General features: G+C 63.8%; 27 protein-coding genes. 15 read left to right on the top strand and 12 right to left on the bottom strand.

What is annotated here, in order from left to right:
• Positions 1-56: 56 nt before the first annotated feature.
• Positions 57-1,016 (bottom strand): LysR family transcriptional regulator, encoded by a 960-nt coding sequence (locus AC1RR3_RS27300; protein WP_492826430.1) that lies wholly within the window; start codon positions 1,014-1,016, stop codon positions 57-59.
• A gap of 125 nt (positions 1,017-1,141) precedes the next feature.
• Between AC1RR3_RS27300 and solA the strand changes: the two genes are divergently transcribed.
• The 5 genes from solA (at position 1,142) to AC1RR3_RS27275 (ending at position 5,643) form a co-directional block, all read left to right on the top strand.
• On the top strand, positions 1,142-2,311 hold the full coding sequence (solA, locus tag AC1RR3_RS27295) for an N-methyl-L-tryptophan oxidase (protein WP_492826428.1): 1,170 nt from the start codon (positions 1,142-1,144) through the stop codon (positions 2,309-2,311).
• 75 nt (positions 2,312-2,386) lie between these two features.
• Positions 2,387-3,199 (top strand): transporter substrate-binding domain-containing protein, encoded by an 813-nt coding sequence (locus tag AC1RR3_RS27290; protein WP_492826426.1) that lies wholly within the window; start codon positions 2,387-2,389, stop codon positions 3,197-3,199.
• Positions 3,200-3,297: 98 nt separating this feature from the next.
• Positions 3,298-4,041: an amino acid ABC transporter permease gene (locus tag AC1RR3_RS27285; protein ID WP_492826424.1), complete on the top strand. Its 744-nt coding sequence runs from the start codon at positions 3,298-3,300 to the stop codon at positions 4,039-4,041.
• A complete protein-coding gene (locus tag AC1RR3_RS27280) occupies positions 4,038-4,880 on the top strand; it encodes an amino acid ABC transporter permease (protein WP_492826422.1) in 843 nt (280 codons plus the stop codon). The genes AC1RR3_RS27285 and AC1RR3_RS27280 overlap by 4 nt, the downstream gene beginning before the upstream one ends.
• Positions 4,881-4,890: 10 nt before the next feature.
• Positions 4,891-5,643, top strand: a complete 753-nt coding sequence (locus AC1RR3_RS27275; RefSeq protein ID WP_492826420.1) for an amino acid ABC transporter ATP-binding protein — start codon at positions 4,891-4,893, stop codon at positions 5,641-5,643.
• A gap of 45 nt (positions 5,644-5,688) precedes the next feature.
• Here the strand turns inward: AC1RR3_RS27275 and AC1RR3_RS27270 are convergent, their stop codons facing one another.
• Positions 5,689-5,931: a BrnA antitoxin family protein gene (locus AC1RR3_RS27270; RefSeq protein WP_492826418.1), complete on the bottom strand. Its 243-nt coding sequence runs from the start codon at positions 5,929-5,931 to the stop codon at positions 5,689-5,691.
• A gap of 3 nt (positions 5,932-5,934) precedes the next feature.
• On the bottom strand, positions 5,935-6,912 hold the full coding sequence (gene cysK, locus AC1RR3_RS27265) for a cysteine synthase A (RefSeq protein ID WP_492826416.1): 978 nt from the start codon (positions 6,910-6,912) through the stop codon (positions 5,935-5,937).
• 223 nt (positions 6,913-7,135) lie between these two features.
• Here cysK and AC1RR3_RS27260 point away from each other — a divergent pair, with 223 nt between their 5' ends.
• The gene (locus AC1RR3_RS27260) at positions 7,136-7,354 is read left to right on the top strand and encodes a hypothetical protein (protein ID WP_492826414.1); all 219 of its coding nucleotides are present in this window, start codon (positions 7,136-7,138) and stop codon (positions 7,352-7,354) included.
• 13 nt (positions 7,355-7,367) lie between these two features.
• Here the strand turns inward: AC1RR3_RS27260 and tgt are convergent, their stop codons facing one another.
• The gene (tgt, locus tag AC1RR3_RS27255) at positions 7,368-8,501 is read right to left on the bottom strand and encodes a tRNA guanosine(34) transglycosylase Tgt (RefSeq protein WP_492826412.1); all 1,134 of its coding nucleotides are present in this window, start codon (positions 8,499-8,501) and stop codon (positions 7,368-7,370) included.
• 232 nt (positions 8,502-8,733) lie between these two features.
• Here tgt and AC1RR3_RS27250 point away from each other — a divergent pair, with 232 nt between their 5' ends.
• The 4 genes from AC1RR3_RS27250 to AC1RR3_RS27235 all read left to right on the top strand — a co-directional run bounded on the left by AC1RR3_RS27250 (position 8,734) and on the right by AC1RR3_RS27235 (position 12,904).
• Positions 8,734-9,891 carry a patatin-like phospholipase family protein gene (locus AC1RR3_RS27250; RefSeq protein WP_492826411.1) on the top strand — a complete coding sequence of 386 codons (1,158 nt, stop codon included), beginning with the start codon at positions 8,734-8,736 and terminating at the stop codon, positions 9,889-9,891.
• A gap of 135 nt (positions 9,892-10,026) precedes the next feature.
• Complete coding sequence (locus tag AC1RR3_RS27245; protein ID WP_492826464.1) at positions 10,027-10,797, top strand: TetR/AcrR family transcriptional regulator; 771 nt, start codon at positions 10,027-10,029, stop codon at positions 10,795-10,797.
• A gap of 252 nt (positions 10,798-11,049) precedes the next feature.
• On the top strand, positions 11,050-11,652 hold the full coding sequence (locus tag AC1RR3_RS27240) for a PepSY domain-containing protein (protein ID WP_492826409.1): 603 nt from the start codon (positions 11,050-11,052) through the stop codon (positions 11,650-11,652).
• Between the two features lie 214 nt (positions 11,653-11,866).
• The gene (locus tag AC1RR3_RS27235; protein ID WP_492826407.1) at positions 11,867-12,904 is read left to right on the top strand and encodes an aspartate-semialdehyde dehydrogenase; all 1,038 of its coding nucleotides are present in this window, start codon (positions 11,867-11,869) and stop codon (positions 12,902-12,904) included.
• A gap of 120 nt (positions 12,905-13,024) precedes the next feature.
• Here AC1RR3_RS27235 and queA read toward each other — a convergent pair whose 3' ends face one another.
• The 5 genes from queA to coaD all read right to left on the bottom strand — a co-directional run bounded on the left by queA (position 13,025) and on the right by coaD (position 16,248).
• A complete protein-coding gene (gene queA / locus AC1RR3_RS27230) occupies positions 13,025-14,098 on the bottom strand; it encodes a tRNA preQ1(34) S-adenosylmethionine ribosyltransferase-isomerase QueA (protein ID WP_492826405.1) in 1,074 nt (357 codons plus the stop codon).
• 143 nt (positions 14,099-14,241) lie between these two features.
• Positions 14,242-14,706, bottom strand: a complete 465-nt coding sequence (locus AC1RR3_RS27225; RefSeq protein WP_195804425.1) for a peptidylprolyl isomerase — start codon at positions 14,704-14,706, stop codon at positions 14,242-14,244.
• Positions 14,703-15,128, bottom strand: a complete 426-nt coding sequence (locus AC1RR3_RS27220) for a UCP034077 family protein (RefSeq protein ID WP_492826402.1) — start codon at positions 15,126-15,128, stop codon at positions 14,703-14,705. The genes AC1RR3_RS27225 and AC1RR3_RS27220 overlap by 4 nt, the downstream gene beginning before the upstream one ends.
• Positions 15,129-15,137: 9 nt before the next feature.
• Positions 15,138-15,713: a peptidylprolyl isomerase gene (locus AC1RR3_RS27215; protein ID WP_492826400.1), complete on the bottom strand. Its 576-nt coding sequence runs from the start codon at positions 15,711-15,713 to the stop codon at positions 15,138-15,140.
• A gap of 40 nt (positions 15,714-15,753) precedes the next feature.
• Positions 15,754-16,248, bottom strand: a complete 495-nt coding sequence (coaD, locus tag AC1RR3_RS27210; RefSeq protein ID WP_492826398.1) for a pantetheine-phosphate adenylyltransferase — start codon at positions 16,246-16,248, stop codon at positions 15,754-15,756.
• Positions 16,249-16,506: 258 nt separating this feature from the next.
• On the opposite strand from coaD, the gene AC1RR3_RS27205 reads away from it, so the two are divergent.
• The 3 genes from AC1RR3_RS27205 (at position 16,507) to AC1RR3_RS27195 (ending at position 19,878) form a co-directional block, all read left to right on the top strand.
• Complete coding sequence (locus AC1RR3_RS27205) at positions 16,507-16,764, top strand: hypothetical protein (RefSeq protein ID WP_492826396.1); 258 nt, start codon at positions 16,507-16,509, stop codon at positions 16,762-16,764.
• Positions 16,765-16,957: 193 nt separating this feature from the next.
• Positions 16,958-18,811 (top strand): potassium transporter Kup, encoded by a 1,854-nt coding sequence (locus tag AC1RR3_RS27200; protein WP_492826462.1) that lies wholly within the window; start codon positions 16,958-16,960, stop codon positions 18,809-18,811.
• 107 nt (positions 18,812-18,918) lie between these two features.
• Positions 18,919-19,878, top strand: a complete 960-nt coding sequence (locus tag AC1RR3_RS27195) for a phosphotransferase family protein (protein ID WP_492826394.1) — start codon at positions 18,919-18,921, stop codon at positions 19,876-19,878.
• A gap of 9 nt (positions 19,879-19,887) precedes the next feature.
• Here AC1RR3_RS27195 and gyrA read toward each other — a convergent pair whose 3' ends face one another.
• The 3 genes from gyrA to AC1RR3_RS27180 all read right to left on the bottom strand — a co-directional run bounded on the left by gyrA (position 19,888) and on the right by AC1RR3_RS27180 (position 23,919).
• Positions 19,888-22,629 (bottom strand): DNA gyrase subunit A, encoded by a 2,742-nt coding sequence (gene gyrA / locus AC1RR3_RS27190; protein WP_492826392.1) that lies wholly within the window; start codon positions 22,627-22,629, stop codon positions 19,888-19,890.
• A gap of 168 nt (positions 22,630-22,797) precedes the next feature.
• Complete coding sequence (locus AC1RR3_RS27185) at positions 22,798-23,196, bottom strand: DUF2306 domain-containing protein (RefSeq protein WP_492826461.1); 399 nt, start codon at positions 23,194-23,196, stop codon at positions 22,798-22,800.
• Positions 23,197-23,421: 225 nt separating this feature from the next.
• Entirely contained in the window at positions 23,422-23,919 is a 498-nt protein-coding gene (locus AC1RR3_RS27180) for a single-stranded DNA-binding protein (RefSeq protein ID WP_015685949.1), read from the bottom strand.
• A 450-nt stretch (positions 23,920-24,369) separates the two neighbouring features.
• Between AC1RR3_RS27180 and AC1RR3_RS27175 the strand changes: the two genes are divergently transcribed.
• The gene (locus AC1RR3_RS27175) at positions 24,370-25,149 is read left to right on the top strand and encodes an outer membrane protein (protein WP_492826389.1); all 780 of its coding nucleotides are present in this window, start codon (positions 24,370-24,372) and stop codon (positions 25,147-25,149) included.
• A 233-nt stretch (positions 25,150-25,382) separates the two neighbouring features.
• On the top strand, positions 25,383-26,051 hold the full coding sequence (locus AC1RR3_RS27170; RefSeq protein WP_492826387.1) for an outer membrane protein: 669 nt from the start codon (positions 25,383-25,385) through the stop codon (positions 26,049-26,051).
• The last annotated feature ends 188 nt before the right edge of the window (positions 26,052-26,239 follow it).

Genomic DNA, 26,239 nt, shown 5'->3' with positions numbered 1-26,239 from the left:
AGCACAAAGCCAGGCTACAGATGGAAAAGCCCGGCGCAAGCCGGTCTCTTTCGTTGCTAATAGTCCTGGGTGAACCAGGGCACGAGCGTCCGGATCCGCGGCATCGCCTGCGTCGTGATGCTCATTCGCGCCATCTCTGCGATGCGCGGCGCCAGGGATGAGAGATCTCCACGGCGGGTCACCAGAAGCAGCTCACGAAAGAATCCAGGGCCCGGCAAAGGCAGAGCGCTGACTTGCGCCGCGTGAGCAAGCCCTTGCAACAGACATAGCGGCGTGGTGATCGCCACGCCCATGCCGGTCGCAACCATGGCGACCAGACTGTCCGAGGTGTCAAACTCGAAAGCCCGCGGCGGGCGAATGCCCAGGCGGCTCAGATGGCGCTCGACCTGAGCCCCTGCATAGGAACGCTCGCTGTACCGAACCAGGCGATGTCGAGCGAGGATCTCCCGCAGATCAAGGCCGGCAAATTCGGCCTCCATGCCGCGCGGTACCACCAGCAGATTTGGCTCGCGATAGAATGGGAAGCGTTCGACATCATACAGGTCATCCATCGCGTCGCATGTGATCGCGGCGTCGATCTTGCGATTCATCAGCGCCTCGGCATGTGAATGAGCGAGGCCCGACCATACGGACAGACTCAGTGCGATCTCACCCGTCATGAGTTCTTTGACGAGGTGCGCGCCGACCGTGGCAGCATAGGAGTCGACGAGGCCGAGCCTCAGATCAACCCGTTCAGACTGTTCCGCCGCGACCCGGAGCGCGCCGAGAAGCGCATCAAAGTCGCGGTTCAGATCGAGAACTCGGCTTGCGAGGATGCGCCCCGCCCGGGTCGGCGTGAGCGGCCTGCGGGTCCGGTTGAAGAACGCGACGCCGACCGCGGCTTCGGCACGCCGGACCGCCTGAGACACGGCGGATTGTGTCATCCCGAATTGGCGGGACGCTTCCAGCATGCTGCCGGAGTCTGCGACGGCGGCGACGATCTGCAGGCTTCGCAGGTCTGGAATAGGTGACTGCATCTGAATGACTTAAGCAAAAGTCATTTCAATATGCAAACTTTCTTCATTTCATGAATTATCCTTGTCGCAGAGCCGCATTTGAAAGCAGACTTCGTGCTGTCCTAACAATTAAGCAGTCCCGATCGATGCGCGAGAAAGCGGATATTCTGGTGATCGGCCTCGGTGCCATGGGCAGCGCGGCGCTCTATCAACTGGCCAAGCGAGGGGTGAAGGCGATCGGTCTTGATCGCTTTGCCCCGCCGCACACGATGGGGTCCAGCCACGGCGAAACCCGCATCACCCGGCAGGCGGTCGGCGAAGGCCGCGATTACGTGCCCCTGGTGTTGGATACTCACCGGATCTGGCGTGAGCTCGAAGCCGAGACATCCGCCGAGCTGCTGAACCCGTGCGGCGTCATCGTCATGGCGCCCGGTGTCGGCGAAACGTCGCACCATGGCAAGCCGGATTTCGTCGCACGTTCGATTGCGGCAGCCCGTGACTTCGGCATCGCGCATGAGGTGATCGACGGGCGGGAGGTCGCTCGCCGCTTCCCGCAATTCCTGAACCTCGAGGGCAACGAGAAGGCCTATTACGAACCCGGCGGGGGCTACGTTTTTCCAGAGCGTTGCATCAAGGCGCAACTGACTCGCGCCGAGCAGCTTGGCGCAACGATACGCACGGGAGTTGAAGTTCTCTCCATCGCCCAGAGAGGCTCCGCCGTTCGGGTGGAGACCTCCTCAGGCACGTTCGAGGCGGCCCAGGTGGTGGTGTCGGCAGGCGCCTGGAACGCTCGCCTGCTCGGCGCTCCGTTTGACCGTGTGCTCACGGTGAAACGTCAGGTCCTCCATTGGTACGAGCTTGAGGACATGAGCGCGTATCGCGCCAACGCGCCTGCGTTTATCTGGATGCATGGCGCGACAGATGTCGACTACTTCTACGGCTTCCCGCCACTGCCAGGCGAGCGTCGCGTCAAGGTGGCGACCGAGCAGTACGAGACCAGCACAACGGCCGATACCGTCGATCGCAACGTTGATCCGGCGGAGTCGGCCAAGATGTACCGGATGCACGTCAAGGGGCGGCTCGCGGGCGCCACGCCCCGTGCCGCGCAGGCGGCCGCCTGCCTCTACACGACAACACCCGATCGGGGATTCATCATCGACCGGCATCCTGATCAGGACAGAGTCTTTGTCGTCTCGGCGTGCTCCGGTCACGGCTTCAAGCACTCGGCCGGGATCGGAAACGTCGTCGCCGAGATGATGGTCGATGGTCGAAGCTCGATCAACCTTGCTCCATTCTCCGTGTCCCGTTTTTCGTGACGTTTGGCACGAACCTTGTAACGCAAAAGAGTACGCGCGGCGCATGTCGTGATTGCAATCCTGGAGGTGTCACCGATGAGAAATATGCTCCGTTCCATGATGGCAGGCGCGACGGCGCTGCTAATGCTTGGCAGCGCTCAAGCCGCCGATGGCGTCGACGCCATCAAGCAGCGCGGCACGTTGAACGTCGGCGTCAAGGCTGACTACAAACCTTTCGGATATCGTGATCCCACGGGAAACGTGGTCGGCATCGAGCCGGACCTCGCCGCCGACATTGCCAAGCGCCTCGGCGTCAAACTCGAGCTCGTTCCAGTCGCAGCCTCGAACAGGATCGAATTTCTTCAGCAGGGAAAGATCGACCTGCTGATCGCGACCATGTCGGACAGGCCGGAACGTCGCCGCGTCGTTCAAGCCATCGAGCCGCTGTATTATTCAGACTATGTGAACATCCTTCTCAACAAGAAGGCCGGCATCAAGGACTGGGCTGACCTCAAGGGAAAGCCCGTCTGTGCAACGTCGGGGGCCTGGTACAACAAGGACGTCGCCAAATCCTACGGCCCCGAAATTGTCGCGTTTGACGGCTCGGAGAAGCCCCTGTTCGCGATGAAGCAGGGCAACTGCATCGGCTACGTCTACGATCAGACCTTCCTGCAAGGCAAGCTGCTGGAGGACGAGTGGAAGACGGACTACGACCTGCCCCTGAAAGGCGTTCTGCCTTCGCCGTGGATGATCGCTGTTGCGCTCGATAATGCCAGTCTTCAGAAGCTGCTCGAAGATACGACAAAGGACTGGATGAAGACCGGCTTCATCGTGGCAGCGGAAAAGAAGTGGGGCATTACGCCAACCGAGTATTCGCTCTCCATGCACGAGCAATACAAGGACAAGTAGACGCGTAAACCGGGGCGCCAGGTCCACCTTGCGCTTCGAACAGGTCAAGCCAATGCACTGATACGAGGCATCGCCTCAACACTTCGGTGTCGCGCAATATGCAAGCAATCGGCGACTGGTTTCAGCGGCTCTACGAGACGACGGGGCTTAATTTCTCCGTGTTCTACGATGCGTATGACTGGGACCGCTATTTCGGCGGCCTCAAGATGACGCTGCTTCTGAGTGTCACGACCATCCTGCTGAGCCTGATCATCGGCGCGGTGGGCGCCTTGCTGCAAGGCAGTCCGTCGGTGTTGTTGCGGCTGCCCGTCAACGCTTTCGTGGTGGTGTTCCGCAACACGCCCCCGCTGGTCCAGATCTTCTTTTTCTATTTCGGCCTCGGCACCATGCTTCCGGCCGTCGAGGCGGCGGGCATGCGCGTGCCGCTGCTGAGCAACGTCCAGTGGGCCATCATTTCGCTGTCACTGTTCGCTGGCGCCTTCAACGTGGAAATCTTCCGCTCCGGCATCGAGGCGGTACCGAGGACGACGCTGGAAGCCGCGGAGGCGCTCGGATACACGCGCCTCAAGGCCTACATCCATATCGTCCTTCCGCTGGCCATTCGGGTCTGCCTACCCGCCCTGAACAACAACCTCGTCAACCTGCTCAAGACGACCACCCTCGCCTACGCGATCGCCGTCCCTGAAACGCTGTATGCGGTCAAGCAGATCTGGTCGGAATCGCAGAACGTTTTCGAGATGATGGTCGTGTTGCTGGCGACCTATGGCATTCTTGTCGGTGTCCTCGTCTGGCTGATGCATCGCTGGGAGCGGGCGATGCACATCCCCGGATATGCGCGATGAAGACCGCCGAGTCCGAGCACCGGCTCGCCGTCCTTCTGCCGTATCGTCCTGCGCCGGCCCGGATGTCCGTTCGGATCGGCCCGCTGCCCGCTGCGATCCTCTGTTTCTGCGCCATCATGGCCGCATCCACCGCGTGGGCGCAGGCTGGACCGACCATGCTGTCGCCGTTTCAGGTCATCGTGAAATGGTCACCGCTGCTGCTGCGCGGGTTCGTCTTCAACATCGCGATCTCCCTGATGGCCATGCTGCTGGGGACCGTTGCCGGCCTTGGCCTGGGGCTGGCCCTGTTGTCGGAGTCCAGGCTGCTCGCCGCCGTCAGCTGGCTCGTCACGCAATTCTTCCGCAATGCGCCCTGGCTGGTGCTCCTGTTCTTCGTGATGTTCCTGGTGCCCTTCCAGGTCACCGTCTTCAAAACGACCATCCCCCTGCCGGACTGGATCAAGGCGACCGTGGGCTTCGCCCTGCCCGTCATGGCGAATGTCGCCGAGGTCGTGCGCGGTGCCGTCCGCTCCATTCCGTCGACGCAGTGGGAGGCCGCGGAATCACTCTCCTTCACGCGCCGCCAGACCATGTGGCTGATCATGCTGCCACAATGCATCAAGCGCATGCTGCCGCCCTGGATGAACATCTATGCGCTGGTCGCGATGGCGACGGTGCTGGCATCGATCGTGGGCGTCTCGGAAATGCTCACGCTGACAGCGCAGGTCCACGCCGCAGAGGGCGGCAGGCCGGAGTTGTTCGCGCCGCTCTACGGCTTCGCGCTGCTGTGCTTCTTCCTCTACTGTTATCCGATCAACCTCTGGACCGCTCGTCTCGAGCGTCGGTTCCGCGTACGCTGAGGACCTGAGCATGGCTACGAGCTGGACTCCTGATCAGCCCATCGTTCAATGCGTGGACGTCAGAAAGTCATTCGGCGCGCTCGAGGTCCTGAAAGGCATCAGCCTGTCGGTCAGAAAGGGCGAGGTGATCTGTATCATCGGCCCGTCCGGATCAGGCAAATCCACGCTGATCCGCTGTATCAATGCCCTTCAGCCGATCTCGTCCGGCAGCATTCAGATCGAAGGCATCGAGGTCACCGATCCCAGGCTCGACAAGCTGGCGCTGCGCCGCAAGGTCGGGATGGTGTTTCAGCAGTACAACCTCTTCCCGCACAAGACCGCGCTCCAGAACGTGATGATGGCGCCGATCCATGTCCTCGGCCAGAAACGCGCCGAGGTCGAAGCGCGCGCCCGGGCACTGCTTGCCAAGGTGCGGCTCGCAGGCAAGGAGGACACCTATCCCGGCGAACTCTCCGGCGGACAGCAGCAGCGCGTCGCCATCGCCCGTTCGCTGGCGATGCGACCGGACATCATGCTGTTCGACGAAGTCACCGCCGCTCTCGATCCGGAAACGGTCAAGGAGGTCCTGGTCACAATCCGGGAGCTCGCCGAGGATGGGATGACATGCATCCTCGTCACCCACGAAATGAACTTCGCCCGCGAGGTCGCCGATCACGTCTACTTCACCGACCGCGGTGTGATCGTCGAGCACGGGCCGCCGGAAACCTTGTTTACGGCGGCCAAGGACGAGCGGACGCAACGGTTCCTGTCGCAGGTCCTCTGAAGTCTTGGGCGAGCCGGCTTTCCGCCCCCAATCCGGGGAGCGGAGCTACTTCCCCGCCACCTTCCGCAGCGCCTCGTTGATGCGGTCCTGCCAGCCGGGGCCACCCTCCTGGAAGAACTCCAGCACGTCCTGATCGATGCGGAGCGTGACCTGCTCCTTGATCCCCGGCGCCACGTTCTGCTTCGGCGGCGCCACGACGACCTTGGCGGTCACCTTCTTGAACGCTGCCTCAGCCTCGGTCCGCGCGTCGCCCAACGTCCGCGGCCGCCTCGGTGGTTGATCCGCCATGTCCTAGATTCCCTCAAACAGAGCCGTCGAAAGATACCGCTCGGAGAAGGACGGCACTATAGCCAGGATGGTTTTTCCCGCAGCTTCCGGCCGCTTGCCGATCTGGAGGGCCGCGGCGATCGCGGCGCCCGAGGAGATGCCACCGGGAATGCCCTCGTGCCGCGCCAGCGACCGTGAGGTCTCGATCGCGGTCGTCGAGTTGATCTTCACGATCTCGTCGATCACCGCGCGATCGAGGATGTCAGGCACGAAGCCCGCGCCGATGCCCTGGATCTTGTGCGGCGTGTGCTGGCCACCCGACAGCACCGGGCTTTCCTCCGGCTCGACCGCGACGACCCGCAGGGACGGCTTGCGCGGCTTGAGCACCTGGCCGACGCCGGTGATGGTGCCGCCGGTACCTACGCCGGCAACAAAGAAATCGATGTTGCCGCCGGTATCGTTCCAGATCTCCTCCGCGGTGGTACGGCGGTGCACCTCGGGATTGGCGAGGTTCTTGAACTGCTGCGGCATGACCGAATTCGGCGTCGTCTTCACAAGCTCCTCGGCGGCGGCGATCGCACCCTTCATGCCCTGCGCGGCCGGCGTCAGCACCAGCTCTGCGCCGAGAAAGGCCAGCATCTTGCGCCGCTCGATCGACATGGATTCCGGCATCACCAGCTTGAGCCGGTAGCCGCGCGAGGCCGCCACGAAGGCGAGCGCGATGCCGGTATTGCCGGAGGTCGGCTCGATCAGGACGGTGTCGGGCTTGACGATGCCGGCCTTCTCCATGGCGATGATCATGGCCGCGCCGATGCGGTCCTTCACGCTTGCGGCCGGATTGAAATATTCAAGTTTTGCCAAAATCGTCGCGTTCACGCCGTGCATGCCCGGCAGGCGGCGCAAGCGAACGATCGGCGTGTCGCCAAAAGCCTCGACGATCGAGTCATAGATCCGGCCGCGGCCGGGTTGGTGCGCTGCACCCGTCTTGGACGACGCGTCCATGATGAACTCCCTGTGACGACAATTTGCGCTTCTATCGCAGCTCATACGCAGTTACGGACAGCTTGCGGCGACACGCAAGCGACAATGCGGCACATGTTAAATACGCTGCATCGCAAAATCGCGTGAGCTGTAATTATAAGAAAACCAACGCATTTGTGTTGCGACCTCGTCAACTGATTCTGCTTATGTTAGACTTACGTCTCAAAGCAGGGAGGTCACCACGATGTCAGCAGTCGCTGAAGTGTTGTCGACCGTCGTAGCGAACCGCGATCCGCGTTGCAGCGAGTTACCCACCTGTCCTGTCTGCGCCGACTCCATGGTCGCCGCCGAAGCATCCGCCTACGTCTCGGACCACGTGATCAGCTATCTCTGGACCTGCGACAATTGCGGCTACGGCTTCGTGACCAAGCACGCCGTCAAGCAACGGATCGTCTGTAACTGACACCCGTCGCGCTTCAGCGCGGGGCGATGTCGCCCCTCGCCCAGTCCTCACGCGTACGCCGATAGAACTCCTCGAACGTTCCGTGTGCGATCGCGTCCCTGATGCCCTGCATCAGGAACTGGTAGTAAGCGATATTGATTTCAGACAGCAGCATCGCCCCCAGCGTCTCGCCCGCCTTGACGAGATGATGCAGATAGGCGCGCGCATAGTTGCGCGCTGACGGCCAAGAACTCTCTTCATCGAGCGGACGCGGATCGTCCGCGTGCCGCGCATTGCGCAGATTCACCTGGCCGAATCGCGTGAAGGCGACGCCGTGGCGGCCATTGCGCGTCGGCATCACGCAATCGAACATGTCGATGCCGCGCTTCACCGCCTCGAGGATGTCGTCGGGCGTGCCGACGCCCATCAGGTAGCGCGGCCGCTCTTGCGGCAGCAGCGGTGCGGTCTCGTCGATCATCGCCAGCATCACGGCCTGCGGCTCGCCGACAGCGAGGCCGCCGATCGCATAGCCGTGGAAGCCGATCTCGACGAGGCCTTGCGCGCTGGCGTGACGAAGCTGAGGGATGTCGCCACCCTGCACGATGCCGAACAGCATGTAGCCGTCGGGCGCGCTCTCGAAGGCGCGCTTGCTCCGCTCGGCCCAGCGCAGCGACAGCCGCATCGCGCGATCGATGTCGTCGCGTTCGGCGGGCAGCCGCACGCATTCGTCCATCTGCATGGCGATGTCGGAGCCGAGCAAGCGCTGCACCTCGATCGAGCGCTCCGGCGACAGCTCGACCTTGGCGCCGTCGATATGCGAGCGGAAGGTGACGGCGTGCTCGGTGACCTTGCGCAGGTCGGCCAGCGACATCACCTGGAAGCCGCCGGAATCCGTCAGCATCGGCCCGTTCCAGCCGGTGAATGTCTGGAGGCCGCCGAGCGCAGCGATCCGCTCGGCTCCTGGGCGCAGCATCAAATGATAGGTGTTGCCGAGCACGATGTCGGCGCCGGCATCACGCACCTCGCGCCAGTGCATGCCCTTCATGGCGCCGGCGGTGCCGACCGGCATGAAGGCCGGCGTCCGCACCACGCCATGCGGCGTCGTCAGGCACCCGGTGCGCGCGGCACCATCGGTGCCGAGCAGCTCGAAATGATTGGGAAGATTCATGCGGTGCTTATTGCGTGTCAGGCGGGGCCGATCAACCCGTTCGGGCCTCGCGATGCGTCAGACTGGGACACATTTGACGCGGGCTTGATGGCCGCCGCGGCTTGCCAAATAAAACGATACCGTGTAGTTTTACCGCGGGGTCTGGACGAAATGCCGTTGGCGAATTTGCCGGCGGCTGTAGATGCGTGATCGCCAGCCACCGACAATGCCCCCCACTTCATGTTCGACCGAAATGTCCGGCCCCTTGCGTGGCCGGATCAGGCAGACAGCCGCCCACCTGATCGGATGCCTGGTGCTGACCTGTACCCTGGTGCTCGGCGCCTGCACCTCCCTGCCCCGGACGCCCTACACGGCTGCCGAGGCCAGTACATCGCGCGTGCTCGATATCGACGGCCTCAGGCGCTACGCCGACGAGCCGATCACCAAATTCAGCTTCGAGAAAGACACCAGCACCGCGAACAAGTCCTACCTCGCGCTCTCCGGCGGCGGCGCTGACGGCGCCTACGGCGTCGGCGTGCTCAATGGCTGGAGTGCCGCGGGCACCCGCCCGCACTTCTCGGTGGTCTCCGGCGTCAGCACCGGCGGCCTGATCGCGCCCTTTGCGTTCCTTGGACGGCAATATGACGACACGCTGAAAGAGGTCTACACCAGCGGCATCGCAGAGAGCCTGCTGAACGATCCCAGCATCATGCGCGTGCTGTTCGGCTCCGGCCTGTTCGGCAATACGCGGCTGCGCGAGCTCGTCGCCCGCTATGTCGGGCCGGAGATCATGGCGCAGGTCGCGCGCGAAAGCGCCAGGGGCCGACGGCTGCTGATCGTGACCACCGATCTCGACACCCAGCGCACCGCCATCTGGGACATGGGCAAGATCGCCGCGGTCGGCACGCCCGAAGCGCTCAAGCTGTTTCGCGACGTCATGGCGGCCTCCGCCAGCATTCCGCTGGTGTTTCCGCCGATCATGATCGACGCCGAGGGCCAGGGCCGCAGGTTTCAGGAGATGCATGTCGACGGCGGCGTAACGTCGCCCGTGCTGACGCTGCCGGAAGCTTTGCTGTTCCAGGGCAGCCGCCTGCCGGGCACGGCGAAGATGGACATCTACATCCTCGTCAACAAGAAGATCGAACGCAATTTCGAGCTGGTGTCCAACAGCACCATCGACGTCGCCTCGCGCAGCCTGTCGGCGATCACGCAGTCACAGACCCGCTCGATCATCTTCTCGACCTATGATTTCGCCAAGCGCAACCATCTGGGCTTCCACCTCTCCTACATCGCGCGCGATTATCCGGCGCCGCCGTCGGAAGGGTTTGACACCGCCTATATGCGGGCGCTGTATCAGCACGGATATGAGAAGGCGGCGGCGGGCCAGGCCTGGACCTCGACGCTTCCGTGAGGTCCAAGTGACGGAACGGCATCGTTCCGAGACCGTTGACGATAAGGCCAATTCGGCCAGATTCGCGATGACGCCCCGACCGCTGCGCGTTATAGAGCAATGACCATTGTCACGACCGCGCAGGAATCATTGGGCATGGGATTGACTGCGACCAGGACAAGACCGGCAGCGCCACGGCGCGAAGTACCGAAATCGCGCGGCGGCCGGCCGACCAAGACCGCCGCCATCGAGCGCGACCAGCGACTGATCGAGGTCGCCACCCGCCTGTTCCTCGATCGAGGCTTTGACGCGACCTCGCTCGATGCGGTCGCGGAAGCAGCGCGCGTAAGCAAGCCGACCGTCTATTCCCGCTATGGCGACAAGCGCGGCCTGTTTGCGGCCGTGCTGAGGCGCGAGATCGCGCGCTGGCTTGCGCCGCTGTCGGCAGCCGCCGAGACACAGCTCTCCAGCGCCACGGACATCCCCGTCGAGCAGCGGCTGGTCGAGATCGGGCGCGAGATGCTGAGCTTCACCTGCGGACCCGATGCCGTCGCGTTCAGCCGCATGATGACGTCGCAGGCCATCAACTTCCCCGACGTCGCCAAGCTCGGCATGGAGGAAGGCTGGCTCAAGGCCGTCGCCACCACGGCGCGCTTCTTCGACCATCTGGTGGCGCAAGGCGCGCTCGACGTCGACGACACCACCATCGCGGCCGAAGTGTTCCTCGACGTCGTCGTCGGTCACACCCACCGCATGGCGACGTTCGGAACGGCGCTGGAATTGAAGTCCGCGGAAAGGCGGATGCGGATCGCGATCAAGCTGTTTCTGGCCGGTGCGCTGGGCCCGGCCGATCGCGTCCAGGACGTCCCCAGGGGCGCCCCGAAGGACACCTCCAAGAGCACGCCGCGCCGACGCTCGTCCCGCTGACAATTCCGTGAGGTTGCGATCTATCCCCCGGGAGAACGCGCCCTCGTCATTGACCAAAATAAAACGATACGGTATTGTTTCGTTATAGGTGAGACGGACCGCTTTTTTCACCAGCCCCAAAAGAGGTCCGTATCGCTAAGATCGCCGCGACGGGTACAGCCCGCCGTGACGCTCCGCGGCCGGCCGATGCCCAAGGTCGGCCGCGAATTCTTTACGATCATCCGGCACACTCGCTGGCCGAGGGTTTCGAGCATGACGACAGCCAAACGATGGACCTCGCAACTGCTTGCGATCGCCTTGCCGGCGCTGCTCCTCGCAGCGCCCGCAGGAGCGGCCGTGACCGCAGGCACGCCGACTGCGCTTCACAGCGACACAGATGGTGATGCCGAGGCGGACCGCCAAGCGGTCAGCCGCGAGATCGAACGATTCCGCTCGTCCTCGATCTCGATCAGCCAGGCGATGGCGATTGCGGAAGCGCGTCACGCCGGCGCCACGACGGCGGATGTGAGCTTTGACGGCGGCTCCGGCGTGCCGGTCTACCGGGTGAAGACCCTGCATAACGACCGGATCTGGCGTCACACCATCAATGCCACGACCGGCGAACTTATTGGCGGCGAAGCCGCCCTCCCCCTCGCCGAGCTCGACGGCGACGATCGCAGCAACCTCGCAGCGCTCGGTGCGATCAGGCACCGCCTTGCTGACGCCGTGCATGTCGCCGAGCGCGCGGCCTCGGGCAAGGCGATCAGCGGCGGGCTGGTGCGTGAAGGCGGCCGGCTGAACTTTTCCATTGTCGTCATCAGCGGCGACGACCTCAAGGAGGTCATCCTGGAGCCGCCGGGCGCCCGGGCGAAATAGCGGCGGCCACAATCCCGCCGAAAAGCCATTGACGGACGCAAAACTCTCCCTCATAAGTCGCCGCCATGTTCATGACCACCAAACGCACGACCAAAACCACCACGGCCTTCGGGGCCCGGGGAGGCGTGCGCTTGTAGTCGTCGACTAAAACGCAATCAGCTCTACCGAAGCCCCGCCCATGATGGTCCGGGGCTTTTTTGTTGTCTGCAACTCAATGGAGGACAAAGTGAGTAACGATCCCGTCGTCGCGATTGTCGGCGTCACCGGTGCGGTGGGCGCCGAATTCATCGCCACCATGGACAAGCGCGGCTTTCGCGTCGGCAAGCTCAAGGCGCTCGCCAGCGCCCGCTCGGCCGGCAAGACGGTGTCGTTCCGGGGCAAGGACGTCGTCATCGAGGAGCTGACCGAGCGCGCCTTCGAAGGCGTCGACATTGCGCTGTTCTCCGCCGGCAGCGGCATCTCCAAGAAGTTTGCGCCTGTTGCGGTCAAGGCCGGCGCCGTCGTGGTCGACAACTCCTCCGCCTTCCGCATGGACCCGAACGTGCCGCTGGTGATCCCCGAGGTGAACGGCAACCGCATCCGCGACCACAAGGGCATCATCGCCAACCCGAACTGCGCCGCGATCACCGCGCTGGTGCCGCTCTGGCCGATCCACCAGAAGAACCGCATCAAGCGTGTCATCATCTCGACTTATCAGGCCGCCTCCGGCGCCGGCGCCGCCGCGATGGACGAACTCGTCGAGTCCACCCGCGCCAATCTCAACGGGCAGGTCTATACGCCCAAGGTGATGCCGCACCCCTACGCCTTCAATCTCTTCAACCACAACACGGCCGTAGACCCCGAGACCGGCTACAACGACGAAGAGACCAAGGTCATCAAGGAGACCCGCAAGATCTTCGAGGACGAGAGGATCGCGATCGGCGTCACCTGCGTCCGCGTGCCGGTGCTGCGCGCGCATTGCGAGGCCATCACCTTCGAGTGCGAGAAGCCGATCACCGAGGACCAGGTCCGCGCCATCATGGCGCAGGCGCCCGGCGTCAAGATCGTCGACGACCGCGTGAAGAACTACTTCCCGATGCCGATCGACGCCTCGGGCCAGGACGACGTCCTGGTCGGCCGCATCCGCAAGGACCTGAGCGATCCCTCCGGACATTCGATCTCGATGTTCGTGGCGGCCGATCAGCTGCTCAAGGGCGCCGCGCTGAACGCGGTCCAGATCGCAGAGCTGCTGCCGCAGCGGGTGATGGCGTAGCGGAAGGTGCGTAGGGTGGGTTAGCCCTGCAGATGCGCGAAACGCATCTGCTCGGCGTAACCCACCTCTTTCGCCTCCGCGGAAACAGAAGTGGTGGGTTACGCCTTCGGCTAACCCACCCTACGGAACCGCCCGAAACAACAAACACGCATCCCCGTACGAATAGAACCGATACCCTTCCGCGATCGCGTGCGCGTACGCCTGCTGCATCGTCTCCAGCCCGGCAAACGCCGACACCAGCATGAACAGCGTCGACTTCGGCAGGTGGAAATTCGTCATCAAAATGTCGACGGCGCGGAAGCGATAGCCGGGCGTGATGAAGATCGACGTCTCGGCTGCGAAGGGCTGGATCATGCCGTCCTCGCTGGCGGCGCTTTCGAGCAGCCGCAATGAGGTGGTGCCAACCGCGATGATACGGCCGCCATTCTTCCGGGCGGTGTTGAGCCGTTCCGCCGTCTCGGCCGAGATCGTGCCCCACTCCGCATGCATCTTGTGGCCGTCGGTGTCGTCCACCTTGACCGGCAGGAACGTCCCTGCCCCGACATGCAGCGTGACACGGTTGATGCCGACGCCGCGGTCGCTCAGCGCCTGCTCCAGCGCCGGGGTGAAATGCAGTCCCGCGGTAGGAGCGGCGACGGCGCCCTCGTTCGCCGCAAACATGGTCTGGTAGTCGGCGAGATCCTGGTCGTCGGGCGTGCGTTTTGAGGCGATGTAGGGCGGCAGCGGCGGACTGCCGAGATCGGCGATGGCCTGGTCGAGCGCGGGGCCATGGAACGAGAATGACAACGTCACCTCGCCCTCGCTGCCCTTGGCCTCGACCTCGGCGTCGAGATGGCCGAGCAGGCAGACCTTGCCTTCATTGCCAAAGCGGATGCGGTCGCCGGCGATAAGCTTCTTCGCCGGCTTCACCAGAGCCTGCCAGCGCGAGCCGTCGAGGCGCTTGATCAGGGTTGCCTCGATCTTCGGCTCGGTCTCGCGGCCAATGCGGCGGCCCCTGAGCTGTGCCGCGATCACCTTGGTGTCGTTGACGACGAGCTGGTCACCCGGCTTCAGCCATTGCGGTAGCTCGGAGATGATCCGGTCGCGCAGCGCACCATTCTCCACGACCAGCATCTTCGCGGAGTCGCGCGGGCTCGCCGGGCGCAACGCGATGCGCTCGGCGGGCAGATCGAAATCGAAGAGATCGGTGCGCATGTCGGGTTCAGCGCCATACAGTCAGACCCTCATGGTGAGGAGGCGCGTAGCGCCGTCTCGAACCATGAAGGCCGGGCTGCAGCAGCAGGGCCTTCATCCTTCGAGACGCGCGTTCCGCGCTCCTCAGGATGAGGGCGGAGCACTTATTCCGCGTCAGCGGCCATCCGCGCCTTGACGATCTTGTCGGGGTTCTGCACCGGCTCGCCACGCTTGATCTTGTCGACGTTCTCCATGCCCTCGGTGACCTTGCCCCACACCGTGTACTGGTTGTCGAGGAAGCGGGCGTCGTCGAAGCAGATGAAGAACTGGCTGTCGCCGGAATCGGGGCTCGCCGCGCGCGCCATCGAGGTGGTGCCGCGCACGTGCGGCTCCTTGTTGAACTCGGCCTTCAGCTTCTTGCCGGAGCCGCCGGTGCCGGTGCCGTGCGGGCAGCCGGTCTGCGCCATGAAGCCGTCGATCACGCGGTGGAACACGATGCCGTCGTAAAAACCCTCGCGGACCAGTTCCTTGATGCGCGCGACATGGCCGGGCGCCAGATCAGGCCGCATCTCGATGGTGACCGGGCCCTGCGTGGTCTCGAGGATCAATGTGTTCTCAGTGGCGCTCATGCTCGTCTCTCTTGCGTTGGAGGTGAAGTCTTGTCAGGTGAAGTTCTGCGGCTACGGAACTGGATCGCGAATGGACGCCCTGCGGCGGCGCCGGCCATTGCATCGGTAAATGGCATCGGCGTGCAGCGTTGCAACGCCTCCATCACCGCGATCCGGTATTGCAGCCGGTCATTGTCGGAGGCCTCCGCGGATTCATAGGAAATCCTCGGATGGCCCAGAATGTCGCCGGACCGGTTAAAGCTCACGACGACGGTGATGTCGAGTGGGCGAGCCCTCGCAGGCGGCGGCGGTTTCCAGCAGGTCCGCAGGTGCTGGAAGATCTCCTGGATGGTGTTGACCTGGCCATCCTCGGCGGCCGCACAGGAGGCGCCGAACAGCAGCACAGCGGCAGCCAGCAAAAGCCTGTTGCCGCAGCGCGCCATGGTCTCGTCCTACTTGATGTCGGAGGCGACCTGCACCTTCACCATCTTGTCGGGATCGGTGACGGTGCCGCCGGGCGAGCCGGCCGGCGCCTTCTTCAGCTTGTCCACGACGTCCATGCCCTGCACGACCTCACCGATCACGGTGTACTGGCCGTCGAGGCTGCCGCCGTCGGCGAACATGATGAAGAACTGCGAGTTTGCGGTGTCGACGCTGTCGCCGCGCCGGGCCATGCCGACGATGCCGCGTGCGAAATGCACCTTGGAGAATTCCTGCTTCAGGTTCGGATATTTCGAGCCGCCGGTGCCGTTGAATTTCTCGCCGTCGCCGGTCTGCGCCATGAAGCCGTCCATCACGCGGTGGAACGGCACGTTGTTGTAATAGCCCTCACGCGCGAGCGTCTTGAGGCGCTCGGCGTGCTGCGGCGCGAGATCCGTGCGCAGCTTGATGACGATGCGGCCCTTGGTGGTGTCGATGACGAGCGCGTTGGCCTTGTCGAGATTCGCAGGCAGTTGCTGCGCCACCGCCGGGACCGCACTGAAGAGCGCGGCAAAAATCGTGGCAAGAATTGCGAGACGACGGATCATGAGAACTCCGGATCAGGTGAGATGAAACAGCGCGCCGTTTTCAGGCGAATTTGGCCTTGAGCAGGCTGGCTACGAGCGGCGGCACAAAGGTCGAGACATCTCCGCCCATGCCCGCGATCTGACGCACCAAAGTGGCGGTGATCGGGCGGACCATCGGAGAAGCCGGCAGAAAGACCGTGTGCACCTCCGGCGCCATGGCTTCGTTCATGCCGGCGAGCTGCATCTCGTAATCAAGGTCGGTGCCGTCCCGCAGGCCGCGAATCATGATGGTCGCGCCATGCCTGCGCGCGGCGGTCACCGACAGATCGTCAAATGTCGCAGTTTCGAGCACGCAGCCGGCCTGGGCCGCGACCGGCCCGCAGACGTCCAGAAGCATCTTCAGGCGCTCCTCGGTCGAGAACAGCGGCTTCTTGCCGGGATGGAGGCCGACCGCGACCACCAGCCTGTCGCACAGGGGAACGGCATGCCGGACCACGTCCAGATGGCCGTTGGTGATGGGATCGAAGGAACCTGGGTAGAAGGCGATGCGCGGCATGGCTCCCTCCTACCGCGCCCGGCCCGGCCCGGCAAGCCGGCCAGGTTCCCCGTCCGTTTCCCGGAAAATGTCCCGCCCATCCGTGTCGGCGGCGGCCGTTTTGTTTCGTCCTCGGGGCAGCCACGAAACAAAACGGACCGCGAACGAAACCATTTCCCGTATCCGCGAAGACGTCCGGAAACTGGCCATGGTTACTAATCCACCCAACGAAGACGGGCCGCACACTGGGCGTAGCGGCCGCATCACAGGGGACTGTCAATGATCAAGGCTCTTTCAGCGATCGCCATCTCTGCGTGTGTTGCCGCAGCCCTTACCCTCCTGCCCGGCTTTGCCCCGACCGTCGAAGCCAGCGTGCCGCAGCCGCTGGCCAAGAGCGACCGACTCGACATCCGCGCCGTCGGCCGTGATTGCTCGCAGCAGGCCTGGCCGAATTTCGAGGCATCCTGCCTGCGCCGTGCCGGCACCAAGGCCGACGTCCGCGTGGCGCGCCTCGTGACGGCCGACCGGACCCCGTAGTCGGATCTGTCAGCTCCGCGTCAGGGAGCTCGCCGGTATAAACCCCATGGATATTTGCGGCGCCCCGTCGCAGACTGTGTGATGCTCGCGCCCGTCGGAATGGCCCGGCGGGCGCGATCCCATCGGGGGGTTGCCATTGTCCAGTACGCCCGCAGTCGCTTCCGGCCATCATCCCGATCCACTGCCGCTTGCCATGACCATGGGCGCCCTCGGGGTGGTCTATGGCGATATCGGCACCAGCCCGCTCTATGCCCTGAAAGAAGCCGCCAAGGCGGCTGCCCACGGCGCGACGGTGACGCCCGAAGCTGTCCTGGGCGTTGCCTCGCTGATCCTCTGGGCCCTGCTGCTGATCATCTCGCTGAAATATGCGCTGCTGATCCTGCGCGCGGATAACCGCGGTGAAGGCGGCATCGTCGCCCTGCTGGCGTTGCTCCATGCGCGTAACGCCCAACCCGGCACCTGGCGCGCCCACCTTCTGGTGGTCGGCCTCGTCGGCGCCGCCCTTCTCTATGGCGACGGCGCCATCACGCCGGCGATCTCGGTGCTCTCGGCCATCGAAGGTCTGAAGGTCGATGCGCCCTCGCTCGCGCCCGCCGTGGTGCCCGTGACCGTCGTCATCCTGATCGGCCTGTTCATGATGCAAAAGCAGGGCACCGGCTTCATCGGCCGTATCTTCGGACCGGTGATGCTGGCCTGGTTCATCGTGCTTGCCGCGCTCGGCATCCACGGCATCGTCAAGGCCCCCGCAGTGCTGGCGGCGCTCAGCCCGCTCTATGCCTTCGACTTCCTGATCCACCAGGATTTTCACGTCTCCTTCGCAATCCTCGGCGCCGCCTTCCTGGCGGTAACAGGTGGCGAGGCGATGTATGCCGACATGGGCCATTTCGGCCGCCTGCCGATCCGGCTTGCCTGGTTCGCAATCTGCCTGCCAGCGCTGGTGCTGAACTATTTTGGCCAGGCTGCACTCTTGATCACCGATCCCACGATGATCGAGAATCCGTTCTTCCAGCTCTGCCCCGACGCCTTGCACTACCCGCTCGTGGCGTTCTCGGCGGTGGCCACCGTGATCGCCTCGCAGGCGATCATCTCCGGCGTGTTCTCGCTGACCCAGCAATCGATCCAGCTCGGCTTCCTGCCGCGCATGCAGATCCGCCACACCCAGAGCGACGCGATGGGCCAGATCTACGTACCGCTGGTGAACTGGCTGCTCGCCGCCGCCACGTTGGGGGCGGTGCTGAGCTTCGGCACCTCGGATGCGCTCGCCGGCGCCTATGGCATCGCGGTGTCGCTCTTGATGGCGATCACCACGCTGCTCGCCGCCCTGGTCGCGATTCAGTGGGGCTATTCGCCCTGGCTGGTGGTCGCCGTGAACGGATTTTTCTTCGTCATCGACGTGATCTTCTTCTCGGCCAATTCGGTCAAGCTGTTCGAGGGCGGCTGGTTTCCGCTGCTGCTCGCGGGCCTCGTCGCCTTCATGATGCTGACCTGGCGCAGCGGCGTGAAGCTGGTCGAGGCAGCGCGCGCCAAGCTGCGCCAGCCCGAGGAGGATTTGATCGAAACCGCGGTGAACAAGTGCAGCGCCAGGCTGCCGGGCACAGCGGTGTTCCTGGCATCCGCGCCAAAGGGCGTGCCGCTGGCGCTGACCCAGTTCGTCAAGCATAACCACGTCCTGCATGAGCGCATCATCCTCGTCACCGTCCTGATCGAGGAAGCGCCGCACATTGCCGACGAGGAGCGCGCCGAGGTGGTCGAGATCATCCCCGGCATCACCCGTGTGATCCTGCATTACGGCTTCATGCAGAACCCGACGATCTATGAGGGGCTGACGTTGACCTGCCGGCAGGGCAAGCTGCCCGGCATTGACCTCTCCGACATCACCTATTACGTCGGCCGCGAGACCATCATCCCGCGCGAGGACGTCCCAGGCATGTGGGTCTGGCGCGAAACCGTGTTCGCCTTCCTGCAACGCAACGCCGAACGCTCGGCCGCGTTCTTCGGCGTGCCGACCAAGCAGGTCGTGGAGTTCGGCACGGAGCTGGAGATTTAGGGCAGTTCGTAGCCCGGATGGAGCGCAGCGCAATCCGGGTTTCCTGCCAAGCGTGAGAGCCCCGGATTTCGCTTCGCTCCATCCGGGCTACAGGTCCGCACCAAAAAATGAGTGACGAGACGCCTCTCATCCTGAAACCTCGGCTGGCGGTCTCGGTCGATCAGGTGCAATCGATCATCCGCCGAATGTCACCGCATGCTTCGGTGCTTGGTGTCACCGAGCTGCATGGCGGGGAGATCAGCACCGTGCTCGAGATCGCGCTGGCGGATGCGCCGGCCTGCATCCTCAAGATCTACCCTGAATCGCTGCAGTGGAAGATGGCGAAGGAGGTCTATGTGCTAGGCCTCCTGCAGAATCTTGGCACGGCCATTCCCAAAATCCTGGTCGCCGACGACACGCGATCGGCGATCGACTTGAACTATGTGCTGATGACCAGGCTCGACGGCACGGTGCTCGGCCGGCGCGAGGCGGCACTGTCGGAGGCAGAACTGTTTGCGGTCTACGCCGAGATGGGCGCAGCGCTGCGCGGGATCAATGACGTCGCGCTCGACAGCTTTGGCTATATCGGCCCCAACGGGGTCTGGACCGCGCATCCGAGCAACCACGCCTACATGTCCGCGCAGTTCGAGAGGAAGCTGACGGAGTTTGGCTCGCGCGGCGGTGATCCCGCACTGGCGGCACGCCTGCGGGGCAGCGTCGCGGATCGGCAGCATCTGTTCGAAGCAGCCGCGGCCCCTCGCCTCTGCCATTACGATTTCCATGCCGGCAACGTGCTGGTGGCGTCGCAGGGCGCGCCGCACCTCACGGGCATCGTCGATTTCGAGAACGCGACGTCAGGCGATCCGCTGATGGATATCGCCAAGGCGCTGTACTATTTCACTGCGAAAGACGCGCCCAAGCGCGATGGATTGCTCGCAGGCTACGGTCCAATCGCGCGCGCCGACTGGCAGCAGACGCTCGATCTTTACCGCATGTATTGCACACTGGAACTCTGGTGCTGGATGGCGCAGATCGGCAAGCATAATGCGCTTGCCGATCTGACGCGCGAATTGGCGAACGCCGTCTAGGACGGGGCGTTACTCCCCGTTGGCCTCACCGTTGCCGTTCCCACTCTCCGCCTCTTCCGTGATGTGCTCGACCGAGACCACGTGCTCGTCCTCGGCGGTGTCGAACACGATCACGCCCTGGGTCGAGCGGCCGGCGATGCGGATACCTTCGACCGGGCAGCGGATCAGCTGGCCCTTGTCGGTGACCAGCATGATTTGATCAGCATCTTCGACGGGGAAGGACGCCACCAGATTGCCGTTGCGGTTGTTGACGCTCATGGCGACGATGCCTTTGCCGCCACGGCCCGTGGTGCGGTACTCGTAGGACGAGGTCCGCTTGCCATAGCCGTTGACGGAGACGGTGAGCACGACCTGCTCGGCCGCCGACATCTCGACATAGCGCTCCTGCGGGAGCTGGAAGCTGCCGGAGGTCTCCTCGGCTTCCGCGTCCGCCGCCGGTTCCTCGGACGCAGCTTCGCCGGCGACCGCGCGGCGCATCTTCAAATAGGCCGAGCGCTCGTCGGACGTGGTCTCGACGTGGCGCAGGATCGCCAGCGAGATCACCTTGTCGCCCTCGCCAAGCGCAATGCCGCGCACGCCCATCGAGGTGCGCCCGGTGAACACGCGCACGTCGGTGACGGGGAAGCGGATGCACTGGCCGCCGGCGCCGGTCAGCAGCACGTCGTCGCGCTCGGTGCAGATCTGCACGTCGACGATCGCTTCATTCTCGTCGAGCTTCATCGCAATGATTCCGGGGCGGCGGACGTCGACGAAGTCGGACAGCTTGTTGCGCCGGACGTTGCCGCCGGTCGTGGCGAACATCACGTCGAGGTTGCCCCAGGTGGATTCGTCCTCCGGCAACGGCATGATCGTGGTGATGCGCTCGCCCTGCTCCAGCGGCAGGATGTTGATCAGCGCCTTGCCGCGCGCGTTGGGAGCAGCCATCGGCAGCCGCCAGACCTTCTCCTTGTAGACCTGGCCGCGGGACGAGAAGAACAAGACCGGCGTGTGCGTAGAGGCCACGAACAGGCGGCTGACGAAATCCTCGTCGCGGGTCTGCATGCCGGCGCGGCCCTTGCCGCCGCGGCGCTGCGCCCGGTAGGCCGACAGCGGCACGCGCTTGACGTAGCCGGCGTGGGAGACGGTGACGACCATATCCTCGCGCTGGATCAGGTCCTCGTCCTCGACCTCGCCTTCCTGCTCGATGATGACGGTCCTGCGCGGGGTGGCGAACTCGGCCTTCACCTCGGCAAGCTCGGTCTTGATGATGCCCAGCACGCGCTCGCGCGAGCGCAGGATGTCGAGATAATCGGCGATCTCGCCGGCGAGCTTGTCGAGCTCGTCGCGGATTTCGTCGCGGCCGAGTGCGGTGAGGCGCTGAAGGCGCAGATCGAGAATGGCCCTTGCCTGCTCCATCGAGAGCCGGATCGTGCCGTCCGCGCTGATGCGGTGACGCGGATCGTCGATCAGCGTCAGCATGTCCTCGACGTCGCGGGCCGGCCAGTCGCGCGACATCAGGGTGTCGCGCGCAGTGGTCGGGTCTGGCGAGGTGCGGATGACGCGGATCATCTCGTCGATATTGGCGACCGCGATGGCGAGACCGACCAGGATGTGGGCGCGATCGCGCGCCTTGGCCAGCAAATACTTGGTGCGCCGCGTGACGACCCGCTCACGGAAGTCGGCGAAGATGGCCAGCAGGTCCTTCAGATGCATGATCCGCGGACGGCCGCTGTCGAGCGCCACCATGTTGACGCCGAAGCTCGTTTGCAGCGGCGTGAATCTGTAGAGCTGATTCAGCACCACGTCAGGCACGGCATCGCGCTTCAATTCGATGACGACGCGGTAGCCATCGCGGTCGGATTCATCGCGCAAATCGCCGATGCCCTCGATCTTCTTTTCCTTGACCAGCTCGGCGATGCGCTCGACCATCGTCGCCTTGTTCACCTGGTACGGGATCTCGGTGATGATGATCGCCTCGCGCTCCTTGCGGATGGTCTCGATCGCGACCTTGCCGCGCATGACGATCGAGCCGCGGCCGAGGTGATAGGCGGCGCGGATGCCCGCGCGTCCGAGAATGACGCCGCCGGTCGGGAAATCCGGTCCCGGCACGATGTTGATGAGCTCTTCGATGGTGAGCGCAGGGTTGTCGATCAGCGCGACGCAGGCGTCGATGACCTCGCCGAGATTGTGCGGCGGGATGTTGGTGGCCATGCCCACCGCGATGCCGCCGGCACCGTTGACGAGCAGGTTCGGGAACTTGGCCGGCAGGACCGATGGCTCGGTCTCGTTGTTGTCGTAGTTCGGCTGGAAGTCGACGGTGTCCTTGTCGATGTCGGCCAGCAGGGCCAGCGCCGCCTTGGTCAGGCGCGCTTCGGTGTAACGATAGGCAGCCGGGGGATCGCCGTCGACCGAGCCGAAATTGCCCTGGCCGTCGATCAACGGCACGCGCATCGAGAAGTCCTGCGCCATGCGGACCATGGCGTCGTAGATCGACTGGTCGCCGTGCGGGTGATACTTACCGATGACGTCGCCGACCACGCGGGCTGACTTGACGTACTTCTTGTCGGGCGTGTGCCCCTGCTCGTTCATCGAGAACAGGATGCGGCGATGCACCGGCTTCAGGCCGTCCCGGGCATCAGGCAACGCACGCGCCACGATCACGCTCATGGCGTAGTCGAGATACGACTTCTTCATCTCCTCGAAGATGGAGACGGGGCGAATATCCGAGGGTTGCGCCGGCTGGTCGCCGGGCTTGTCGTCGTCGTCAGCCAAGGGGGAATCCGATGAATTTTTATCTGGGAATCATATAGCGCATCGCGCCCCTGATAACCACCTTTGCAAGGTCCGGGGAAGCGCTTTTTCCGACTGTTTTTCCAGAGACTTACGCCCTCAGCGCGATCGCTTCGAACCGGGCCGGAATGAGCCGCCGGGAACCCCGTCTCAGGCCCCGAAAATCACCCGGTGCATGATGCGCCCGGGCACCAGCGTGAACAGGCCCGCCACGACCAACGCCCCCGCGAACAGGAGGATCATGGCGCGGCGATGATCGGCGACGCGATGGGTGTGCGCCCGCCACACCGCGAGCGGCAGCATCACCAGCGTGAAGATCGAGAGCAGATGGATCGGACTGAACGGCCCAAGCAGGCGGATCTGGTGGATCCAGAACGACGAGGCCGCCACCATCGCCATCAGCGCCACCCAGATCCAGCCGATCGTCCGGTGCGGCAGCGTGCCCTTGGGGGCGGCAAACTGGACGAGGCCGAGCACGAAGGCGGCCATGGCGGCAAAGGCGTGCAGCGGGATCGCCGGCGCGACCTCAAGCAGCGGCGCAAAGCTGATCGTAAGGCTGATCGCAAGGCTCACGTGAGGCTTCCTCCGACCGACAACCGACCCATGTGAGTAGGATTAACATAAAGTTAATACCATTCACATCGCGGCCGGACAAAGACTTGAGGCAGCACGTGAGGCAAGCTCGGAAAAACCGAGCTTTACCCGCCAATTGGTAAGAAATCCTGCGGCTCTGCGCGAGCAAGGTGACATCAGGGGCGAAGCGCCCCGCCCGCCTCAGAACGGGATGTCGTCGTCCATGTCGCTGTTGCGGCCACCACCGCCGCCGGCGGCTACCGCACGACGCGGTGCGCTGCTGACGGGACCGGAGGAGCCGAAATCGCCGCCCGGCTCGTCGCCGAAGCTGCCGCCTCCGCCGCCGCTGCGGCCGTCGAGCATCGTCAGGGTCGAGTTGAAGCCCTGGAGCACGACCTCGGTGGAGTACTTCTCGACGCCCGCCTGATCGGTCCACTTCCGGGTCTGGAGCGCGCCCTCGATGTAAACCTTGGCGCCCTTCTTCAGGTACTGCTCGGCGACCTTGCAGAGCCCTTCATTGAAGATCACGACGCGATGCCACTCGGTCTTTTCCTTGCGCTCGCCGCTGTTCTTGTCGCGCCAGGTCTCCGAGGTCGCGATGCTCAAATTCGCAATCGGCCGCCCGTCCTGGGTACGGCGGATTTCAGGATCCTTGCCGAGATTTCCAACCAGAATGACCTTGTTGACGCTTCCCGCCATCGCCGCTCTCCACTCCAAATCCCACTGAATTCATAAGGCCGGGCCGCGCCCCGCGGTCCTCTGCAACCTCTCTGGGGCGACCCTATACGCTTGCGAGGACCGATCAGCCCACCGGCCCTCGGGTTATCCCCATATATAGCACTGGACTGGCGTTTGTTCCAGATTTGTTCCTGCCCGGAATAATGCGGGATATTGGAGCGAACGGTGCCTGCATGCCGCCCCTATGCACGGTACTGGACGGAACCTTTTCCGGTTCCAATAAATGACAAAAAGCACTTAACATTCATCAAGTTAGGCACACTTCACTTGTCGCGCGACTGTTGCTTTTCAGCGACGGACTCTGCTCACCCGTTAAGCTACGTTTGCATTGGAATTAAGTTCATATGGGCGTCGCGCCTGATTGGCCGCTTCGGGGACTTCAAGAAGCGGACCGAAACTGGGGAGACTGCAATGAATAAGATTTTGATTGGTGCAATCGGTGTTGTGGCATTGGGCCTGCCGGCTCCCGCGAGCGCGGCGGATCTCGCCGCGCGGCCCTACACCAAGGCTCCGGCGCCGATGGTCGCCACCATCTACGACTGGAGCGGCTTCTACATCGGCATCAACGGCGGCGGTGGCTCGAGCCACAAATGCTGGGATTTTGTCACGCCCGTCACCGGCACTCTGGTTGGCGAAGGCTGCCACAACGCCACCGGCGGCACGGTCGGTGGCCAGGTCGGTTATCGCTGGCAATCGGCGAATTGGGTGTTCGGTCTCGAAGGCCAGGGCAACTGGGCCGACTTCTCCGGCGACAACATCAGCACCACGTTCGTCGGCACGGGTCTTCGCGACCGCTCCAAGATCAACGCCTTCGGTTTGATCACCGGCCAGGTCGGCTACGCCTGGAATAACGTGCTGCTCTACGTGAAGGGCGGCGGCGCCGTCGTGAGCGATCGCTACCGGAGCTACGATGTCGTCACCGGCCTCGAATTCGACCGGGCCAACGAGACCCGCTGGGGCGGTACCGTGGGCGCCGGCGTCGAGTTCGGATTCGCGCCGAACTGGACGGTCGGCTTCGAGTACGATCACATCTTCCTCGGCACCCGCACCATCGGATTCAGCGGCTCCGGCAACTTCCTTGCGGCCCCGCTCGGCGCCGCCACACGCTCTGATCGCATCAGCCAGGACGTCGATATCGGCCTGATCCGCGTGAACTATCGCTGGGGCGGCCCGCTCATCGCGAAATACTGATATCCCTCTGATATCATTGAGATCAAAGGCCGGCCTCGCGCCGGCCTTTTGCTGTGTTTCCGGGCTCGGAACAATTGGTCAGTGATTGTTACGTTTTGCGACTGTTGTGGCTTTTGGGAGACACAACTTGCGGCTTCACTGGTGTAAGCACGACATCAGTTGGACCACAGCGTCCGATGCCCTTCCCAATCGTGGAAGGCACAACAGAAACTGGGACTGGGATTAAGTTGAAAATGAAGAAGGTTTTGTTGGCTTCGGCCTGTTTGTTCGCTTTGGCTGCCCCCGCATCGGCGGCCGATCTTGCGGCCCGCCCGTACACCAAGGCTCCGGTGGCTGTGGCTTCGGTCTACAACTGGACCGGCTTCTACCTCGGTATCGTCGGTGGCGGCGCCTGGGAAAACGCTTCGGGCGACCCGAAGATGAAGGGTGGCTTCGTCGGCGGCACCGCCGGCTACAACTGGCAGACCGGTAACGTCGTGTTCGGCGTCGAGGCCGATGGTGCCTGGGCTGACGTCAGCGCCTCGGCAACCGACGCGCTCACCGGCATCACCGCCACGTCGAAGACCGACGCCATGGGCACCGTGCGCGGCCGCATCGGCTATGCCGTCAACCAGGTGCTGTTCTATGGCACCGGTGGTTACGCCTGGATCGACAACAAGATCACCCTCGCCGCTGGTGGCGCGAGCGTCTCCGACAGCAAGTGGCACTCCGGCTGGACCGTCGGCGCCGGCGTCGAAGCGTTCTTCGCGCCGCAGTGGTCGGTCAAGGGCGAGTACCTCTATCGCAGCCTCGGCGGCGAGACCTACTTCTCGGGCGCCCTGCCCACCGGCACGCTCAACTTCCACACCGTGCAGGTCGGCGTGAACTATCACTTCAACGGCCCGATCGTCGCGAAGTACTGATCTTCGCTACGACGCCATCGCGTTACGAAAGGCCGGCCTTGTGCCGGCCTTTTTGTTTGCGCGCGCACCATTCCCTCAGTTCCGCGATCCTCGCTGCTGCCAGTTGCCGCCAGCGCGCCAACAATCCGTTGACGATTCGCAACTCCCTCTGGAAATCCGTCCTCGTTCTTCCTACGTTCGCTGACAAC

This window comes from Bradyrhizobium sp. GW821-FHT13H05 (assembly GCF_058804065.1).
Note: the sequence above shows the minus strand (reverse complement) of the source record. Positions and strands in the feature narration are given on the sequence as shown.

Bases quoted from the DNA above. Each gene is read 5' to 3' on its own strand.
- AC1RR3_RS27300 (WP_492826430.1), bottom strand. From the start codon at position 1,016: ATGCAGTCACCTATTCCAGACCTGCGAAGCCTGCAGATCGTCGCCGCC.
- solA (WP_492826428.1), top strand. From the start codon at position 1,142: ATGCGCGAGAAAGCGGATATTCTGGTGATCGGCCTCGGTGCCATGGGC.
- AC1RR3_RS27290 (WP_492826426.1), top strand. From the start codon at position 2,387: ATGAGAAATATGCTCCGTTCCATGATGGCAGGCGCGACGGCGCTGCTA.
- AC1RR3_RS27285 (WP_492826424.1), top strand. From the start codon at position 3,298: ATGCAAGCAATCGGCGACTGGTTTCAGCGGCTCTACGAGACGACGGGG.
- AC1RR3_RS27280 (WP_492826422.1), top strand. From the start codon at position 4,038: ATGAAGACCGCCGAGTCCGAGCACCGGCTCGCCGTCCTTCTGCCGTAT.
- AC1RR3_RS27275 (WP_492826420.1), top strand. From the start codon at position 4,891: ATGGCTACGAGCTGGACTCCTGATCAGCCCATCGTTCAATGCGTGGAC.
- AC1RR3_RS27270 (WP_492826418.1), bottom strand. From the start codon at position 5,931: ATGGCGGATCAACCACCGAGGCGGCCGCGGACGTTGGGCGACGCGCGG.
- cysK (WP_492826416.1), bottom strand. From the start codon at position 6,912: ATGGACGCGTCGTCCAAGACGGGTGCAGCGCACCAACCCGGCCGCGGC.
- AC1RR3_RS27260 (WP_492826414.1), top strand. From the start codon at position 7,136: ATGTCAGCAGTCGCTGAAGTGTTGTCGACCGTCGTAGCGAACCGCGAT.
- tgt (WP_492826412.1), bottom strand. From the start codon at position 8,501: ATGAATCTTCCCAATCATTTCGAGCTGCTCGGCACCGATGGTGCCGCG.
- AC1RR3_RS27250 (WP_492826411.1), top strand. From the start codon at position 8,734: ATGTCCGGCCCCTTGCGTGGCCGGATCAGGCAGACAGCCGCCCACCTG.
- AC1RR3_RS27245 (WP_492826464.1), top strand. From the start codon at position 10,027: ATGGGATTGACTGCGACCAGGACAAGACCGGCAGCGCCACGGCGCGAA.
- AC1RR3_RS27240 (WP_492826409.1), top strand. From the start codon at position 11,050: ATGACGACAGCCAAACGATGGACCTCGCAACTGCTTGCGATCGCCTTG.
- AC1RR3_RS27235 (WP_492826407.1), top strand. From the start codon at position 11,867: ATGGAGGACAAAGTGAGTAACGATCCCGTCGTCGCGATTGTCGGCGTC.
- queA (WP_492826405.1), bottom strand. From the start codon at position 14,098: ATGCGCACCGATCTCTTCGATTTCGATCTGCCCGCCGAGCGCATCGCG.
- AC1RR3_RS27225 (WP_195804425.1), bottom strand. From the start codon at position 14,706: ATGAGCGCCACTGAGAACACATTGATCCTCGAGACCACGCAGGGCCCG.
- AC1RR3_RS27220 (WP_492826402.1), bottom strand. From the start codon at position 15,128: ATGGCGCGCTGCGGCAACAGGCTTTTGCTGGCTGCCGCTGTGCTGCTG.
- AC1RR3_RS27215 (WP_492826400.1), bottom strand. From the start codon at position 15,713: ATGATCCGTCGTCTCGCAATTCTTGCCACGATTTTTGCCGCGCTCTTC.
- coaD (WP_492826398.1), bottom strand. From the start codon at position 16,248: ATGCCGCGCATCGCCTTCTACCCAGGTTCCTTCGATCCCATCACCAAC.
- AC1RR3_RS27205 (WP_492826396.1), top strand. From the start codon at position 16,507: ATGATCAAGGCTCTTTCAGCGATCGCCATCTCTGCGTGTGTTGCCGCA.
- AC1RR3_RS27200 (WP_492826462.1), top strand. From the start codon at position 16,958: ATGACCATGGGCGCCCTCGGGGTGGTCTATGGCGATATCGGCACCAGC.
- AC1RR3_RS27195 (WP_492826394.1), top strand. From the start codon at position 18,919: ATGAGTGACGAGACGCCTCTCATCCTGAAACCTCGGCTGGCGGTCTCG.
- AC1RR3_RS27180 (WP_015685949.1), bottom strand. From the start codon at position 23,919: ATGGCGGGAAGCGTCAACAAGGTCATTCTGGTTGGAAATCTCGGCAAG.
- AC1RR3_RS27175 (WP_492826389.1), top strand. From the start codon at position 24,370: ATGAATAAGATTTTGATTGGTGCAATCGGTGTTGTGGCATTGGGCCTG.
- AC1RR3_RS27170 (WP_492826387.1), top strand. From the start codon at position 25,383: ATGAAGAAGGTTTTGTTGGCTTCGGCCTGTTTGTTCGCTTTGGCTGCC.